13 protein-coding genes and 1 pseudogene are annotated in these 13,686 nt (G+C 65.6%); 7 read left to right on the top strand and 7 right to left on the bottom strand.

Annotated features, from left to right (window positions below; genetic code table 11):
• Window positions 1-8: 8 nt before the first annotated feature.
• A complete protein-coding gene (serS, locus tag RM531_RS00370) occupies window positions 9-1,295 on the top strand; it encodes a serine--tRNA ligase (RefSeq protein WP_311656434.1) in 1,287 nt (428 codons plus the stop codon).
• A 6-nt stretch (window positions 1,296-1,301) separates the two neighbouring features.
• Here serS and cysB read toward each other — a convergent pair whose 3' ends face one another.
• Window positions 1,302-2,282, bottom strand: a complete 981-nt coding sequence (cysB, locus tag RM531_RS00375; protein WP_311656436.1) for an HTH-type transcriptional regulator CysB — start codon at window positions 2,280-2,282, stop codon at window positions 1,302-1,304.
• A gap of 110 nt (window positions 2,283-2,392) precedes the next feature.
• Here cysB and cobA point away from each other — a divergent pair.
• Window positions 2,393-3,160 (top strand): annotated as a pseudogene (gene cobA / locus RM531_RS00380) (uroporphyrinogen-III C-methyltransferase); the annotation flags it as partial.
• 174 nt (window positions 3,161-3,334) lie between these two features.
• On the opposite strand, the gene RM531_RS00385 reads toward cobA, so the two are convergent.
• On the bottom strand, window positions 3,335-4,006 hold the full coding sequence (locus RM531_RS00385) for a Bax inhibitor-1/YccA family protein (RefSeq protein WP_311656440.1): 672 nt from the start codon (window positions 4,004-4,006) through the stop codon (window positions 3,335-3,337).
• Between the two features lie 60 nt (window positions 4,007-4,066).
• On the opposite strand from RM531_RS00385, the gene RM531_RS00390 reads away from it, so the two are divergent.
• Window positions 4,067-4,972, top strand: a complete 906-nt coding sequence (locus RM531_RS00390; RefSeq protein WP_311656881.1) for a DNA/RNA non-specific endonuclease — start codon at window positions 4,067-4,069, stop codon at window positions 4,970-4,972.
• A 10-nt stretch (window positions 4,973-4,982) separates the two neighbouring features.
• Here RM531_RS00390 and RM531_RS00395 read toward each other — a convergent pair whose 3' ends face one another.
• Together RM531_RS00395 and RM531_RS00400 are read right to left on the bottom strand one after the other, a co-directional pair.
• The gene (locus RM531_RS00395; protein WP_311656441.1) at window positions 4,983-5,864 is read right to left on the bottom strand and encodes a polyprenyl synthetase family protein; all 882 of its coding nucleotides are present in this window, start codon (window positions 5,862-5,864) and stop codon (window positions 4,983-4,985) included.
• Window positions 5,864-6,121 (bottom strand): exodeoxyribonuclease VII small subunit, encoded by a 258-nt coding sequence (locus RM531_RS00400; protein ID WP_311656443.1) that lies wholly within the window; start codon window positions 6,119-6,121, stop codon window positions 5,864-5,866. Before RM531_RS00400 ends, RM531_RS00395 begins: the two co-directional genes overlap by 1 nt.
• A gap of 125 nt (window positions 6,122-6,246) precedes the next feature.
• Between RM531_RS00400 and parE the strand changes: the two genes are divergently transcribed.
• The 3 genes from parE to RM531_RS00415 all read left to right on the top strand — a co-directional run bounded on the left by parE (window position 6,247) and on the right by RM531_RS00415 (window position 10,651).
• Entirely contained in the window at window positions 6,247-8,136 is a 1,890-nt protein-coding gene (gene parE, locus RM531_RS00405; protein WP_311656444.1) for a DNA topoisomerase IV subunit B, read from the top strand.
• A gap of 17 nt (window positions 8,137-8,153) precedes the next feature.
• On the top strand, window positions 8,154-10,385 hold the full coding sequence (parC, locus tag RM531_RS00410) for a DNA topoisomerase IV subunit A (protein WP_311656445.1): 2,232 nt from the start codon (window positions 8,154-8,156) through the stop codon (window positions 10,383-10,385).
• A 125-nt stretch (window positions 10,386-10,510) separates the two neighbouring features.
• Window positions 10,511-10,651 (top strand): hypothetical protein, encoded by a 141-nt coding sequence (locus RM531_RS00415; protein ID WP_311656446.1) that lies wholly within the window; start codon window positions 10,511-10,513, stop codon window positions 10,649-10,651.
• Between the two features lie 192 nt (window positions 10,652-10,843).
• Here the strand turns inward: RM531_RS00415 and RM531_RS00420 are convergent, their stop codons facing one another.
• From RM531_RS00420 to relB, 3 genes are read right to left on the bottom strand one after another with little or no spacing between them, the layout of a single operon-like run.
• The gene (locus RM531_RS00420) at window positions 10,844-12,106 is read right to left on the bottom strand and encodes an acyl-CoA dehydrogenase family protein (protein ID WP_311656447.1); all 1,263 of its coding nucleotides are present in this window, start codon (window positions 12,104-12,106) and stop codon (window positions 10,844-10,846) included.
• Between the two features lie 54 nt (window positions 12,107-12,160).
• On the bottom strand, window positions 12,161-12,427 hold the full coding sequence (locus tag RM531_RS00425; RefSeq protein ID WP_349255364.1) for a type II toxin-antitoxin system RelE family toxin: 267 nt from the start codon (window positions 12,425-12,427) through the stop codon (window positions 12,161-12,163).
• Window positions 12,411-12,644, bottom strand: a complete 234-nt coding sequence (gene relB / locus RM531_RS00430; RefSeq protein ID WP_311656449.1) for a type II toxin-antitoxin system RelB family antitoxin — start codon at window positions 12,642-12,644, stop codon at window positions 12,411-12,413. The genes RM531_RS00425 and relB overlap by 17 nt, the downstream gene beginning before the upstream one ends.
• A 168-nt stretch (window positions 12,645-12,812) precedes the next feature.
• On the opposite strand from relB, the gene htpX reads away from it, so the two are divergent.
• Window positions 12,813-13,679 carry a protease HtpX gene (gene htpX, locus RM531_RS00435; RefSeq protein WP_311656450.1) on the top strand — a complete coding sequence of 289 codons (867 nt, stop codon included), beginning with the start codon at window positions 12,813-12,815 and terminating at the stop codon, window positions 13,677-13,679.
• Window positions 13,680-13,686 lie beyond the last annotated feature (7 nt).

Raw genomic sequence — 13,686 nt, forward strand, 5'->3', positions numbered from 1 at the left:
GAACGATCATGCTCGATGCCCGTCTGCTGCGCCAGGAACCCGATCAGGTGGCCGCCGGCCTGGCCCGTCGCGGCTTCACTCTGGACGTAGCCCGGCTCGCATCGCTGGAAGACACGCGCCGCGAGCTGCAAACCCGGACCGAAGAACTGCAGGCCGAACGCAATCGGCGCTCCAAAGCGATCGGGCAGGCCAAGGCCGCGGGCGAGGATATCGCGCCCCTGAAGGCCGAGGTCGCTGGGCTGGGTGATCAGCTCGACGCCGCCAAGGCCGAGCTTGAAACCCTGATGGCCGAGCTCGACGAGCTGCGCTGGTCGCTGCCGAACCTGCCGCATGAAAGCGTGCCCGCGGGCGACTCGGAGGACGACAATGTCGAGCAGCGCCGCTGGGGCGAGCCCCGCCAGTTCGATTTCACGCCACGCGATCACGTCGATCTGGGCGCCGGGCTGGCGATGATGGATTTCGAGGCCGCCGCCAAGGTAACCGGCGCGCGCTTCGTGGTGCTGCAGGCCGATCTGGCCCGTCTGCACCGCGGGCTGATCCAGTTCATGCTGGACAAGCACACGCGTGAGCACGGCTACCGTGAGGTCTACGTGCCCTACATCGTGTCGGCGGAAAGTCTGCGCGGCACCGGCCAGCTGCCCAAGTTCGGGGATGACCTGTTCCGGCTGACCGATCCCGAGGATTACTACCTGATTCCCACGGCGGAAGTGCCGGTGACCAACCTGGTGCGGGACCGCATTCTGGATACCGAGACGATGCCGCTGCGCTTCGTCGCCCACACCCCCTGTTTCCGGGCCGAAGCCGGCGCGCACGGCAAGGACGTGCGCGGCATGATCCGCCAGCATCAGTTCGAGAAGGTGGAGCTGGTGCAGGTTGTCGATCCCGCCAGCTCCTACGACGCCCTGGAACAGCTCACCGGCCACGCGGAAGCAGTGCTGCAGGCGCTGGAACTGCCCTACCGGGTGGTCGCGTTGTGCGGCGGCGATCTCGGCGCGTCGGCCGCCAAGACCTACGATCTGGAAGTCTGGCTGCCGAGCCAGGAGACCTATCGCGAAATTTCCTCCTGCAGCAATTTCGAGGCTTTCCAGGCTCGCCGCATGCAGGCCCGTTACCGCGATCCCGAGACAGGCAAGCCGGCACTGGTGCACACGCTGAACGGCTCCGGGGTGGCCATCGGCCGGGCGCTGGTGGCGCTGCTGGAAAATCACCAGCAGGCGGACGGCAGCATCGCCATTCCGGCAGCGCTACAGCCCTACATGGGCGGTGATACGCAGCTGGCCCCGGCGGCTGACTGAGTCCGCCTACTCGCGCGGCAGCTCCGGCTGTAGTTCTTGGACCAGGCGGCGGTAGCGGTCGCCGGGGTGATACTCGATGGCGCGTTCCACGACATCCGGCGTCAGATGCGGCGCGAACATACCGATGAAACGGGTCATGTAGGCGCGCAGATAGGTATTGCGCCGGAAGCCGATGTGGGTGGTGCTGTATTCGAACAGGTGACTGGCGTCCAGGCGGACCAGGTCGCTGTCTTCCTCCGGGTCATAGGCCATGTTGGCCACGATGCCGATGCCCAGTCCCAGCCGCACATAGGTCTTGATCACGTCCGCGTCTACCGCCGTCAGCACCACATCCGGTGACACCCCGCGGGTGATGAAGGCCCGGTCGAGTTGCGACCGCCCGGTAAAGCCGAAGGTATAGGTGATCAACGGGTGCTCGGCCAGCGCCGGAATGGTGAGCTTTTCCACCGACGCTAGCGGGTGATCCGGCGGCACCAGTACGCAACGGTTCCAGTGGTAGCAGGGGAGCATGATCAGCTCTTCGAAATGCTCCATGGCTTCCGTGGCGATAGCGAAATCCACCTCGCCATCGGCGGCCCATTGGGCGATCTGCGGTGGTGACCCCTGGTTCAGATGCAGTGACACCCGCGGATAGCGCTTCTTGAAGCCCTGGATGGTGGCCGGCAGGGCGTAACGTGCCTGCGTGTGGGTGGTGCCGATCGACAGGTCGCCACTGTCCGCTGACTGGAACTCGTCAGCGGCCCGGTGGATGTTGTCTGCCTCGTGCAGCATGCGGCGGGCCACTTTCAGGATTTCCTCGCCGGCCGGGGTGATCCGGTCCAGATGCTTGCCGTTGCGCGCGAAGATTTCCACGCCCAGTTCTTCCTCCAGTAGCCGTATCTGCTTGCTGATGCCGGGCTGGGAAGTATTCAGATACTCGGCTGCTGCCGTGATATTGAGGTTGCGGCGGGCCACCTCGTGGATGAATTGGAGCTGACGCAGTTTCATGACGGTATAATATACCCGCAGGTTATCTGGACGAAAATGGTTATTCTCTTTTTGATTGACGTCGCGACATCCCGCACGGGCTCTCCGGCTGCTTGTGATGCATGAACGAGATGGGTGAAGTCTGGCTGGTGGGTGCCGGTCCCGGCGATCCCGATTTGCTGACCCGCAAGGCCGCGCGGCTGCTCTCGCAGGCGGATGTCGTGCTGTATGACAGCCTGATCCAGCCCGAGCTCCTGGCCGAGATACCGGCGCATGTCGAGCGGATCCACGTGGGCAAGCGGGCCAGTCGCCACACCCTGCCGCAGGACCGTATCAACGGCCTGATGGTGGAACTGGCCCTGGCCGGCAAGCGGGTGCTGCGCCTCAAGGGCGGGGATCCGTTCGTGTTCGGCCGCGGCGGCGAGGAAATCGCCGAATTGGCTGCCGCCGGTATTCCGTTCGAAGTGGTCCCCGGCGTGACCGCGGCCCAGGGCTGCGCGGCCTATGCCGGTATTCCGCTGACCCATCGTGACTGTGCCCAGCGGGTGCAGTTCATTACTGCTCATCAGCAGAGCGGCGGCGAGCTGCCGCTGGATTGGCCTTGCCTCGCCGGGCCGGATCAGACCCTGGTGTTCTACATGGCGCGCAACACGTTGCCGACAATCTGTGCCCGGCTGATCGAACACGGGTTGCCGGGCGACTGGCCGGCGGCATTGATCGAGGACGGTTCAACCGCGGCCCAGCGCGTGATCGAGGCCGACCTGACCCGGCTGCCGGCGGCGGTGGAAGCCGCCGGTGTCAGCGGCGCCAGTCTGTTGATCGTGGGGCAGGTGGTGCGCCTGAGGGCGCAGCTGGACTGGTTCGATCGGAATCGCGGGTCAACCGCCGGGACCGCATAGTGACTGGCATTGCCGTGGCTCGGGCCGGCGTCATAAATGGCGCGTTACAACGAAGCGCCATTTTCGCAGGATCCGCGGAAGCGGTCGTGGCGATCCTCTCGACACCGAACACAAACAAAAAAGGCCGGCGCGTTGGCGCCGGCCCTTTGTTGGCAACGTGACGCGTGCGTCGGTCTATTCTTCGCCCATGAACGCACCCAGCAGATGCAGCAGGCTGAGGAACAGGTTGTAGATGGATACGAACAGCGTGACTGTGGCGCTGATGTAATTGGTCTCGCCACCGTTCACGATCTCACCGGTCTGGTAGAGAATCAGCCCGGACATGAGCAGCACGAACAGTGCGGACACCGCCATCGACAGCGCGGGAATCTGGAAGAATACCGCGCCCAGACCGAGCACGAATGCCACCAGGATGCCTACGAACAGCGCCCCGGCCCACTGGTTGAAGCGGCGACCGGAGACGATCGCGTAGCCGGACAGGCCCAGGAAGATGGCGCCGGTGCCGCCCATGGCCGTCATGACGATCTCGCCGCCGTTGGCGAACGCGCCCATGTAGGCGTTGAGAATCGGCCCGATGGTGTAGCCCATGAAACCGGTCAGGGCGAATACGGTGACCAGGCCCCAGCCGCTGTTCTTGGTCTTTTCGACGGCAAACAGCAGGCCGAAGTAGCCCACCAGGGTGATGATCAGGCCCGGATGCGGCGCGTTGATCGCCATTGCCGTGCCGGCCACCGCCGCCGAGAACAGCAGCGTCAGCGACAGCAGCCAGTAGGTATTGCGCAGGACCTTCGCGGCTTCCGGGGAAGCCTGTACCTGTCCGAGTGACGCCAAGCGCTCGTTAGCCATTGTTTCCAGTTCCTCGTCGTATTGCGTTGCACCCGAGGATACCATTACCGGGTGCACGCGATGGTAACTTCATTACGCCGTCTGACCGCGCTTGCCCGCGGGGGTTCACGGCGGCTTCTGGGCGTCGGCCTGCTGGTGTCCGCCATCGGCTGCGGCCAGGGTGGGGAGGCGCTGGCGGGTCCCGGGTTGCCGGGTGGACTGCCCGAGGCACCGGGCGTTACCGGCGGCGTCGAGATTCTCAACAATCGCGGATTCGTGGTCGGGTATGCCGGTCACCGGGGCGCGCCGGTGTGGGTGGTCTACCAGGCCCGACCGATCGGCGAGCGGCGGCATCTTGACCGGCCGCGGTTCGAGACCGATCCGCGCGTGCGCCGCACCGTCGAGTACCGGGATTTCACCGATACCGGCTTCGACCGCGGGCACATGGCGCCGAACTACCTGATCAGCAATCTCCACGGTCCGGCGGCGCAGCGGCAATCGTTCCTGATGACCAACATCGTTCTGCAACGCCCCCGGCTCAATCAACTGGTGTGGCAGCGGCTGGAGGAAATCGAGGCCGATCATCTGGCGCCACGCTGGGACGAATTGAACGTTGCCGTGGGTCCGGTGTTCGATGCTGACCGGGCCTGGACCGATTCCGGCGTGGATGTACCGGATGCCTTCTACCGCATCTGGCTGGATCGCACCGCCGACGGGTTGCGTGCCCTGGCGCTGCTGGTGCCGCAGGATGTTCGGGGCGATGAACGGCTCGACCGTTTCGTGACCAGCGTGGACAAGGTCGAGTCGCGGACCGGACTGGATTTCTTCCCGGGCCTGCCGGATGCGGTGGAAAAGGAACTGGAAGCGTCTGCGGCGGACCCCGAGAACTGGGGATTTGCATCGCTGGCCTGTTTCCCCGCCCGCTATGCGAACAACTGGCAGGGCAAGAATGGCATTCGGCTGGAATTCGATCGCTGCGACGACTGACCCGCTGCGGTCAGTGCTCCCGCTCGATCACCCTTTGCGCCAGCCAGTGCAGGCCGTCCGCTCGCTCGTCGAGACCGGCCAGCGACGCCCGCGCCTCCGAGATCAGCTCCGCCGCCCGTTGACGGGCCGCCGACAGGCCGATCACTGAGGGGTAGGTCGGTTTCTGTCGCGCGCGGTCGGCGCCGCTCTGCTTGCCCAGGGTGCTGGTATCGCCAAGCTCGTCAAGCACGTCATCCTGGATCTGGAACGCGAGGCCCAGGCACTTGGCATAGTGATCCAGGCCGGAAAACTGTTCCGGTGGCAGCGCGGCGCCTTCGCAGGCCAGCAGCACGCACACCCGGATCAGCGCGCCGGTCTTGTGGATGTGCATAGCCTCGACTTCGGCCAGATTCAGGCTTCGGCCGGTCGCAGCCAGGTCCATGGCCTGGCCGCCGGCCATCCCGCGGGAACCCGAGGCCACGGCCAGGCGCGCCACGCGGGCGGCACGCACCGCGGAATCTGCGGTTGCGTCCTGCGCCAGCAGCTGGAAGGCTAGGGTCAGCAGGCTGTCGCCCGCGAGGATGGCGGTGGCCTCGTCGAACGCCCGATGGCACGTGGGTTTGCCCCGGCGCAGGTCGTCGTCGTCCATCGCCGGCAGATCGTCGTGAACCAGCGAGTAGGCATGGACCATCTCCACCGCCGCGGCGGCGGCATCCACGCGGTCGTCCGGCGCCCCGACGGCCCGGGCCGTGGCGTAGACCAGCAGCGGCCGGAGGCGCTTGCCGCCGCCCTGCATGGCGTAACGCATGGCCTCGTGCAGGCGCGCGGGATGCTGTCTGGCCGGCGGGAGACAGCCATCGACCACCTGATCCAGCCGCTGGCGGTAGTCGGCGACCGCGTCCGCGAACGACATCAGGCGTCGGGGTCCTCGAACGCGCCCAGCCGGCCGCCCTGGTCGTCCTCGAGCAACTGCTCTACCCGCAACTCGGCGCTTTTCAGCGCGGCCTGGCAACGGCGCGCCAGCGCCACGCCCTTTTCGAACCGCGCCAGGGATTCCTCCAGCCCGATCTCGCCGGATTCCAGTGACTCCACCAGCGATTCGAGCTCGTTCATTGCGGTCTCGAAGGCGGCGAGTTCGTCGTTCTGGTCCGGGCTTTCGGGGTCGGTCATGCGCAGCAGCGGTGGGGGTGGTATCGGACGAATTGTAACGGTTGCGGGTCGAGCGGGGGAGGGCGAGCTTGCCGCGCGGTCGGGCTTGGCTTAACGTCCCGCGCCAGTCAACCCACGCGCCTGTCATGACCAACAGCTACGACGCCGCCGCCATCGAAGTCCTGTCCGGCCTGGATCCGGTGCGCAAGCGGCCCGGCATGTTCACCGACACCGCCCGGCCCAACCATCTGGCCGCCGAGGTGGTGGACAACAGCGTGGACGAGGCCCTGGCCGGCCACGCCAAACGCGTCGACGTGGTGCTGCATGGCGACGGTTCGATGTCGGTGACCGATGACGGGCGCGGCATGCCGGTGGACCTGCACCCCGACCACGGCGTGCCCGGCGTGGAGCTGATCCTCACCCGGCTGCACGCGGGCGGAAAGTTCTCGCACAAGCAGTATCGCTTTGCCGGCGGTCTGCACGGGGTGGGGGTGTCGGTGGTCAACGCCCTGTCCACCCGGCTGGAGGTGCAGGTATGGCGTTACGGCAAGGCCTACGCCATCGGTTTCGCCGGCGGCGAACCGGCCAGCCCGCTGACCGAGACCGGCACCGTCTCCCGCAACCGGCGTGGTACCGCGCTTCGTTTCTGGCCGGACCCGAACTATTTCGACAGCCCGCGTTTCGCGATCCCGCGCCTTACTCATCTCCTGCGGGCCAAGGCGGTGCTGTGCCCCGGCCTGACCGTCACCTTCACCGACGAGTCGGCCGGCGACACCCAGACCTGGTGCTATCAACAGGGTCTGGCCGAGTACCTCACCAGCGAGCTGGGCGAGGCGGTGCGCCTGCCGGATGAACCCTTCGGCGGCAGTTTCGAGGCCGAACGCGAAGCGGTGGACTGGTCCCTTACCTGGCTGCCCGAAGGCGGCGAAGGGCTGTTCGAGAGCTACGTCAACCTGATTCCCACCGCCGGCGGCGGCACCCACGTCAATGGCCTGCGCGCCGGGCTCACCGAGGCGCTGCGCGAATTCTGCGAGTTCCGCAGCCTCACCCCGCGCGGGCTCAAGATCACGCCCGAGGACGTCTGGGACGGCTGCAGCTACGTGCTGTCGGTGAAACTGGCCGACCCGCAGTTTGCGGGCCAGACCAAGGAAAGACTGGGCTCGCGCGCCTGCGCGGCATTCGTGTCCGGCGTGGTCAAGGACGCCTTCTCGCTGTGGCTCAACCGGCATTCCGAAACCGGCGAGGCCCTGGCCCAGCTGGTGATCGGCAATGCCCAGCGGCGGGTGAAATCGGCCAGGAAGGTTACCCGCAAGCGCGTGGTGTCCGGCCCGGCATTGCCCGGGAAGCTCACCGACTGCGTGTCCGATGATCCGGCCCGCACCGAACTGTTCCTGGTGGAGGGCGACTCCGCCGGCGGCTCGGCCAAGCAGGCGCGGGACCGCGATTTCCAGGCGGTGATGCCGTTGCGCGGCAAGATCCTCAACGCCTGGGAGGTGGACCCCGGCGACATCCTCGCATCGAACGAAATCCACGATATCACCGTGGCCCTGGGCGTGGACCCCGGCGCCCAGGATCTTACCGGCCTGCGCTACGGCAAGGTCTGCATCCTGGCTGACGCCGATTCCGATGGCTTGCACATCGCCACCCTGTTGTGTGCGCTGTTTCTCAAGCATTTCCGGCCGCTGGTGGAAAAGGGCCATGTGTTCGTGGCGATGCCCCCGCTGTATCGCATCGACGTCGGCAAGGACGTGTTCTACGCCCTGGACGACGAGGAACGCGAGGGCCGGCTGGACCAGATCCGCGCGGAAAAACGCAAGGGCAAGGTCAGTGTCACTCGCTTCAAGGGCCTGGGCGAGATGAGCGCGCTGCAGCTGCGCGAAACCACCATGGCGCGGGAAACCCGCCGGCTGGTGCAGTTGACGGTGGAATCCGCGGATGTGGACGAACTGATGGACATGCTGCTGGCCAAGAAGCGCGCCGGCGATCGCCGCGCCTGGCTGGAAGCCAAGGGCCACGAAGCCGAACTGCTCGACTGAGGCAATCAACCGACCCCATGACCGACCAGAGCGAGTACGAAGCCGAACGCCAGGCCCTGAAGGCCTTTGCCGAGAAGGCGTACCTGAATTATTCCATGTACGTGATTCTCGACCGGGCCCTGCCGCACGTCGGCGACGGCCTGAAGCCGGTGCAGCGGCGCATCATCTATTCAATGTCCGAACTGGGCCTGTCGGCCGCCTCCAAGCCCAAGAAGGCGGCGCGCACCGTGGGCGACGTGATCGGCAAGTTCCATCCCCATGGCGACGCCGCCTGCTACGAGGCCATGGTGATCATGGCCCAGCCGTTCACCTACCGGTATCCGCTGGTCGACGGGCACGGCAACTGGGGCACGGCGGACGATCCCAAGTCGTTCGCGGCCATGCGCTACACGGAATCGCGGCTGTCGGGTTACGCCAGCCTGCTGCTGTCCGAGCTGGGACAGGGGACGGTGGACTGGGCGCCGAATTTCGACGGCACCCTGGACGAACCCATGACCCTGCCGGCGCAGCTGCCCAACGTGCTGCTCAACGGGGGCACCGGTATCGCCGTGGGCATGGCCACCGACGTGCCGCCGCACAACCTGCGCGAAGTGGCGGCGGCCTGTGTACATCTGATTCGCGAGCCCAAGGCCGACCTCGACACCCTGTGTCAGTACATCCAGGGCCCGGATTTTCCGACCGGCGCGGAACTGATTTCCCCGCCCGAGGAAATCCGCGAGGTGTATCGCACCGGCAACGGCAATCTGCGCCTGCGGGCGGTGTGGGAGTCCAATGAACACGGCGAGATCGTGATCACCGCGTTGCCGTATCAGGTGTCCGGCGCCCGGGTGCTGGAACAGATCGCCGGGCAGATGGCGGCCAGGAAGTTGCCCATGGTCACTGACCTTCGCGACGAGTCCGATCACGAAAACCCCACCCGCCTGGTCATCGTGCCCCGTTCCAGACGAGTGGATGCCGAGCAGCTGATGGCGCACCTGTTCGCCACCACGGCGCTGGAAAAGGGGTTTCGCACCAATCTCAACATGATCGGCCTGGACGGCCGCCCGCAGGTGAAAAATCTGCGCGACGTACTCACGGAATGGCTGACCTACCGCACCGAAACCGTCCGCCGGCGTCTGCAGTACCGGCTGGACCAGGTGATCGACCGCCTGCACGTGCTGGAAGGTCTGCTGGTCGCCTATCTCAACATCGACGAAGTCATTGCCATCATCCGCTACGAGGATGACCCGAAAAAAGCGCTGATGGATCGCTTCAACCTCACCGGCGTGCAGGCCGATGCCATCCTCGACCTGCGCCTGCGTCACCTCATGCGCCTGGAGGAACAGAAGATCCAGGGCGAACGCGATGAACTCGAACGCGAGCGCAAGAAACTCGAGGCCACGCTCGGGTCGAAAGCAAAGCTCAACAAGCTGATTGCCGGCGAAATCGAGGCGGCGGCCGAGAAGTACGGCGACGACCGCCGCACGCAACTGGTCGAACGCGGCGAAGCCCGGGCCCTGGATGAATCCGATCTGCTGCCCAGCGAGGCGATTACCGTCGTGCTGTCTCACCAGGGCTGGATCCGTTCGGCCAAGGGGCATGAGACCGATCCCGAATCGCTGAGCTACAAGAGCGGCGACGAATTCCTGGCCGCGGCGCGCGGGAAGTCCAATCAACTGCTGTCCGTGCTCGACTCCACCGGCCGCAGCTACAGCCTGGCCGCCCACAAGCTGCCCTCGGCCCGTGGGCAGGGCGAACCCCTGACCGGTCGGCTAAGCCCCGCGGACAGCGCCACCTTCGTGGGCGTGATGATGGGCGACGCCGAGCAACGCTTCGTGCTGGGTTCGAATGCCGGCTTCGGCTTCGTCACCAGGCTGGGTGAACTGGCCTCGCGCAACCGCGCCGGCAAGGCCGCGCTTTCCGTGCCCAAGGGGGCTGTCGTCCTGCCCCCGTTAGGCCCCATCGATGCCGGCGATCAGGAACTCTGCCTGATCACCGCTGAAGGCCGCATGCTCTGCGTCGGCCTGGATGAACTGCCCGAACTGGCCAAGGGCAAGGGCAACAAACTGATCGGGGTGAAAGGCGACGACGCCGTCACTGCCTGGTGCGCGCTACCCGCCGACGCCACGCTGGTGCTCTACAGCGGCAAGCGGCATCTGAACGTCAAGCCGGGCGACCGGGACAACTACCGCGGTGCGCGAGCCAGTCGCGGCCGTTTCCTGCCACGCGGCTTCAGGCAGGTTCACGCCGCAGAGTCCGGGATTCCCTAGGACGGTTACCTGGCATCGCCGCGCGCCCGTTCCTCCCCGGCGACCTGCCCACCGGCTTTATTTTTCCCGGCCCGGTTTCCGACTCGCGATTAGGACTAGACTGACCCGAACCACAGGAGGTGGTCATGGCCAGGGTCAATTACAAGTTCAACAAGCAGCAGCGCGTCGCCGACAAGCAACGCGTGCAGGAAGAGAAACGCAACAAACGGCTCGAACGGCGGCAGGCGCCGGCGAGTGCGCCTGACACAACCGGGGAGTCGTCATGAGCAAGGGTCTGGACCGCAAGAAGGGCGAGAAGAAGAAACCGACACGCACGCTGAAGGAAAAGCGGGCGGCCAAGGCGGCCGCGCGTGGCAAGGACGGCAAGAGCTTTCTCGACTGATCTCGTCCGGTTGCCGCCAGGTGCGGCGGCCGTTCGTGTATCAGCTGCATTGCCCTGACGCCCCGAAACCCGTGCGTCAGGCTTCGCCCAGCACGGTTGCCATCGGGTCGTAGCCGTCCCGCCGCATGAGTTCGTGCAGGCGCCGGCGACGGATGCCCATGTTGCCGCCGTCGTAGACCGGAAAGCAAAGGGCGTCCTGCAGCAGGCCGGCCAGCGGGGTGGTATCGGTATAGCTGTCCACGCCGACCAGGCGCATGGCGTCGTAGACCACCTGCACGCAGGTTTCAGACGCGAAGATCTTGGTCATGGTGGGCAGTTCCTCGGCCGCGCCGTGGGTGCGGTCGAGTTCCACGCAGGCTTTCCAGGCCATGTAGCGGCAGGCTTCCAGCCGGGTCTTCATGTCCACCAGCATGTAGCCGGCGTTCTGGTGGTCGATTACCGGCACGGCGCCGCCGCGTTTCTGGGTGGTGCAGAAGTCGTGGGCGAACTCGAAGGCCGCCCGCATGACCCCGACGCAGGCGGCGCCGATCAGGCCAGCGGTCCAGGAAAAAGTCTTGTACTTGATCTCGATGCCGTCACCGGGCTGGCCCAGGATGTGTCCCAGCGGAACCCGCACGTTGTTGAAATGCATGATCGGCGAGACCACGCCGCGGTGGCCGGGGGAGTCGTGGTAGCCGACGATCTCGATGCCGGGGGTGTTGCCCGGCACCATGATGATGGCCAGGGATTCCTGGGGCGGCACGTCCCGGTTGCCGGCTTCATCCGCCCGGCAGACCACCGAAAACAGGTGGGCGCCCTTACCGTCCCACCCGCTGCCGTTGGTGGTGTACTGCTTCCTGCCGTTTATAACCCATTCGTCGCCCTCGCGGTGGGCGAAGGTCTGCATGCCCGCGCCGGGGTCGGGGCAGTCGAAGTTGGCGGCGCCGCCGACGTCCGAGAAGGCCAGGGCAGCCAGCCGGTTGGCCGGATCGGCGACGATGTCGGGCAGGAAACGCTGCTTCTGCTCGTGAGTGCCGTGCAGCAGCAGCGGCTGCAGGCCCAGACCCACCGCGAGCATGGTGGAGGGCACGCTCACGTCCACCGCCATCAGTTCCTCGGCGGCAATGGCAAGGTCGATGTTGGAGAATCCGGCGCCGCCGTATTCGGTGGGCAGCAGGGCATGGATGAACCCGGCCTCGGCCACCTGATCGAAGAAGGGCTTGGTGGCGAAGAAGCGCTGCTCCGGTCGATCGTGCCCAGCCATGGCCGGGCGTACGCCGGATAGCACGTTCTGCGCGAAGGCCCGCGCGTCGGCCTGCAGCTTGAGTTGTTCGGGGGTGAGGGTGAAGTCGATTGCCACGTGCGAAGCCTTGCGTTTGCCTGAGGTTGGCCCAGCTTAGCGCGCCGGCAGCGGTTAGCGGTAAATCTCCCGGCGATGGCCGATCCGGACCACCAGCACCCGCAGGATATCGTCTTCGATATGGCAGATGACGCGGTAGGCACCGACCCGGTACCGCCAGTATTCGCGGTGCTCGCCCTGCAGCGGTTTGCCGTATTGGCGGGGATCGTCAACGGTTGCCAGCTTTCGGGCCAGGTACCGAGTGATGCGGCGCGCGTGCTGGGGGTCCAGTTTTTTCAATGCTTTTGTCGCACTGCTGGAAAGCTCAATCCGCCAGGCCAAGCTCCCGCTCCAGCTCATCGAGGCTATACGTGGTTTCGGCGCCGCTTTCCAGTCGGTCCATGACCTGATCGGCCAGATAGATATCTTCCAGATCGTCCATGTAGTTCACGACTGCTTCGCGGACATAGAAAGTCTTGGTGCGGCCAGTCAGTGTGGCAAGCCGTTCCAGTCGGGCGTGCAGTTCGTCCTCGGCCCGGAAGTTGATCATGCGACTCATGGTAAGACAGCATAAATGATTGACGTGTAAATCATAGTGTGTCGATCGAGTCTGTCAAGCCGCCTTGGTGGGCGTGATGCGACGACCGGGCGAATGCTGGGCGTCTTGAAACTGTTATCCGTCGCCGCTATCTAAACCTCAGTTCGTCCTCCCGGAGACTTCCTCACGATGAAACGCATTCTCCTGTTCCTGGGCACCAATCTGGCCATCCTGCTGGTGCTGTCGGCCTTCATTCAGATTTTCGGGCTGGATCAGTGGCTGGCCGAGAAGGGCGTCGGCAATACCACCGGCCTGTTCGTGCTGGCAGCCGTGTTCGGCATGGGTGGTTCGTTCATTTCGCTGGCCATCTCCAAATGGATGGCCAAGCGCATGATGGGCGTGCGCATTATCGAGAATCCGGCCAATGCCGCCGAGCAGTGGCTGGTGCAGACGGTGCAGCGCCAGGCCCGGGCCGCCGGCATCGGCATGCCGGAGGTGGGCGTGTTCGAGTCACCGGTGATGAATGCGTTTGCCACCGGCATGAGCCGCAACGACGCCCTGGTGGCGGTCAGTACCGGCCTGTTGCAGAACATGGACCGTGACGGCGTGGAGGCGGTACTGGCCCACGAGGTTAGCCATATCGCTAATGGCGACATGGTGACCATGGGGCTACTGCAGGGCGTTCTGAACACCTTCGTGATTTTCTTCGCCCACATCGTGGCGCGCATGCTGATGCGCGACGAACGCGGCGGCGGTCTGGCCTATTTCGGCGTGGTGATTGCGCTCGAGATCGTGTTCGGGCTGCTGGCCAGTATCATCGTGGCGGCGTTCTCGCGCTACCGCGAATACCGGGCCGACGCGGGCGGTGCCCATCTGGCCAGCCGGCGCAAGATGATCAGCGCGCTGGAATCGCTGCAGAAGACCTACGGCCAGAGCGACATGCCCAAGGAAATGGCCGCGTTCGGCATCTCCGGCACGCTCGGTCATGGCCTGAAGAAGCTGTTCGCCAGCCATCCGCCGCTGGAGCAGCGGATTGCGGCCTTGAAGCAGGGCTAGGCCGGCC

The sequence above is a fragment of the Spectribacter acetivorans genome, assembly GCF_031846305.1.
GTDB classification, from domain to species: domain Bacteria; phylum Pseudomonadota; class Gammaproteobacteria; order Nevskiales; family Salinisphaeraceae; genus Spectribacter; species Spectribacter acetivorans.

Excerpts from the sequence above, each read along its gene's own strand:
- RM531_RS00395 (WP_311656441.1), bottom strand. The coding sequence starts at position 5,864 with ATGTCGTTCGCGGACGCGGTCGCCGACTACCGCCAGCGGCTGGATCAG.
- RM531_RS00385 (WP_311656440.1), bottom strand. The coding sequence starts at position 4,006 with ATGGCTAACGAGCGCTTGGCGTCACTCGGACAGGTACAGGCTTCCCCG.
- RM531_RS00400 (WP_311656443.1), bottom strand. The coding sequence starts at position 6,121 with ATGACCGACCCCGAAAGCCCGGACCAGAACGACGAACTCGCCGCCTTC.
- cysB (WP_311656436.1), bottom strand. The coding sequence starts at position 2,282 with ATGAAACTGCGTCAGCTCCAATTCATCCACGAGGTGGCCCGCCGCAAC.
- parC (WP_311656445.1), top strand. The coding sequence starts at position 8,154 with ATGACCGACCAGAGCGAGTACGAAGCCGAACGCCAGGCCCTGAAGGCC.
- RM531_RS00390 (WP_311656881.1), top strand. The coding sequence starts at position 4,067 with ATGGTAACTTCATTACGCCGTCTGACCGCGCTTGCCCGCGGGGGTTCA.
- htpX (WP_311656450.1), top strand. The coding sequence starts at position 12,813 with ATGAAACGCATTCTCCTGTTCCTGGGCACCAATCTGGCCATCCTGCTG.
- serS (WP_311656434.1), top strand. The coding sequence starts at position 9 with ATGCTCGATGCCCGTCTGCTGCGCCAGGAACCCGATCAGGTGGCCGCC.
- relB (WP_311656449.1), bottom strand. The coding sequence starts at position 12,644 with ATGAGTCGCATGATCAACTTCCGGGCCGAGGACGAACTGCACGCCCGA.
- RM531_RS00415 (WP_311656446.1), top strand. The coding sequence starts at position 10,511 with ATGGCCAGGGTCAATTACAAGTTCAACAAGCAGCAGCGCGTCGCCGAC.
- parE (WP_311656444.1), top strand. The coding sequence starts at position 6,247 with ATGACCAACAGCTACGACGCCGCCGCCATCGAAGTCCTGTCCGGCCTG.